Below are 1,664 nucleotides of genomic sequence, written 5' to 3'. Positions count from 1 at the left end.
GCCTGAAATCTGGGCTGAACAAGCCAAGTTCAAGGAAGGCCACGAAAAGCTGGTCGCAGAGACCGCCAAGCTGGCCGCCGCGGCCAAGACCGGCAACCTTGACAACCTGAAGACCGCCTTTACGGCTACGGCCGGCAGTTGCAAGGCTTGCCACGACGCGTTTCGGGCTCAGTAGCCCTCTGTTGAAGCTCACTTCGTGTAGCTTCCTCTCCCCCTCAGGGGGACAGGCGCCTTGCGCCCGGCGAAGCCAGACCCGCGGCCCCTGCTGGCTAAATCGTGGACATGGGTGCTGCTATTAAATTCATAGCTGGTTGCGCCCGTCCCATATGGTCAAAAGGCCTGTTTCATTGCTGAAACAGGCCTTTTTTTCGGGCGGGGAACGCTTATCAGGTCTCTTTGAGAAGTTTTTCGATCAGCTGGTGCAGCGCCGCAAAGTCGGGCTCACCCACGTACTGCTTGACGATCTCGCCGCGCTTGTTGACCAGGTAGGTGGTGGGTGTGAGCTGGACATCGCCCCATGCTTTGGCCACTGCGCCTGTGTTGTCGATCGCCACCTTGAAGGGCAGCTGGCGCGTTTGCGTGTAATTGACGACATAGCTGGGTGGGTCGTAGCTCATGGCCACGGCCAGCGTGTCGTAGCCTTGGGATTGGTATTTGTTGTAGGTCGAGATGACCTTCGGCATTTCTGCCACGCAGGTCACACAGCTCGTGGCCCAGAAATTGACCAGGGTGACCTTGCCTTTGAGGTCGGCGGTGGTTTTTTTGCTACCGTCCAGCAACACAAAGGTCGACTCCGGCGCGGCCTCGGCGCCGCCACATCCCGGCAGGCAGGCAAGGGCCGCCACAGCCAAAATACCGGCCAGTGCCGTGCGGCATACTGTCAGGCGGGATGTCAATTTCATTGGAAGGACCTCATCATGCAACGTCGCAATTTTAACCAGGCCGGCGTCAGCGCGTTGGGCGCACTGATATTGGCCGCTTACCACCAGGCCCACGCACTTTCGCTGGGAGACCTGTCCGGCATCAGCAATGCCGACGCCAGCGCCGGCCTGAAAACAGCCCTTGAAAAGGGCGCTGTCGCCGCCGTCGCCCTGCTGGGCAAGACAGATGGATTCCTCGGCAACCCAAAAGTTCGCATTCCCTTGCCCGGATATCTCGAAGATGCGTCGAAATTGCTGAAAAACTTCGGCCAGGGCAAGCGGATCGATGAACTGGTGACGTCCATCAACCGGGCCGCTGAAGCTGCCGTGCCCATGGGAAAGGACCTGCTGGTCAATGCGGTACGCACCATGAATGTGAATGACGCCAAGAACATCCTGACGGGTGGCGAAACCTCGGTGACCACTTTCTTTGCCGAGAAGACCCGCACCCCGCTGGGCGTGAAGTTTCTGCCCGTGGTGACCAAAGCCACCGAAAAAGTCGGCCTGGCCAACAAGTACAACGAATTCGCCGGCAGGGCCGCCGGCTTTGGCCTGGTCAAGAAAGAAGACGCCAACATCCAGCAGTACGTGACCGGCAAATCGCTGGACGGCCTGTACCTGATCATCGGCGAGGAAGAAAAGAAGATCCGGCAAGACCCGGTAGGCACGGGCAGCGCCATCCTCAAGAAGGTCTTCGGATCCATGAAATAACGGGTTTTCTGAAATATTGCATCGGAAATTGGC

General features: G+C 58.7%; 3 protein-coding genes. 2 read left to right on the top strand and 1 reads right to left on the bottom strand.

Going from position 1 to position 1,664, the window contains the following annotated elements:
* Window positions 1-175, top strand: a 175-nt coding sequence (locus tag AC1D1X_RS22640) for a cytochrome c (RefSeq protein WP_477699260.1), incomplete at its 5' end; no start/stop codon positions are given.
* Between the two features lie 211 nt (window positions 176-386).
* Here AC1D1X_RS22640 and AC1D1X_RS22635 read toward each other — a convergent pair.
* Window positions 387-902, bottom strand: a complete 516-nt coding sequence (locus AC1D1X_RS22635) for a TlpA disulfide reductase family protein (protein ID WP_457281630.1) — start codon at window positions 900-902, stop codon at window positions 387-389.
* 15 nt (window positions 903-917) lie between these two features.
* On the opposite strand from AC1D1X_RS22635, the gene AC1D1X_RS22630 reads away from it, so the two are divergent.
* Window positions 918-1,631 (top strand): DUF4197 domain-containing protein, encoded by a 714-nt coding sequence (locus tag AC1D1X_RS22630; protein ID WP_477668892.1) that lies wholly within the window; start codon window positions 918-920, stop codon window positions 1,629-1,631.
* The last annotated feature ends 33 nt before the right edge of the window (window positions 1,632-1,664 follow it).

It is taken from the genome of Polaromonas sp. P1_G4 (assembly GCF_056405475.1).
This window is presented reverse-complemented; position numbering and strand designations above follow the sequence as displayed.

Excerpts from the sequence above, each read along its gene's own strand:
- AC1D1X_RS22635 (WP_457281630.1), bottom strand. The coding sequence starts at position 902 with ATGAAATTGACATCCCGCCTGACAGTATGCCGCACGGCACTGGCCGGT.
- AC1D1X_RS22630 (WP_477668892.1), top strand. The coding sequence starts at position 918 with ATGCAACGTCGCAATTTTAACCAGGCCGGCGTCAGCGCGTTGGGCGCA.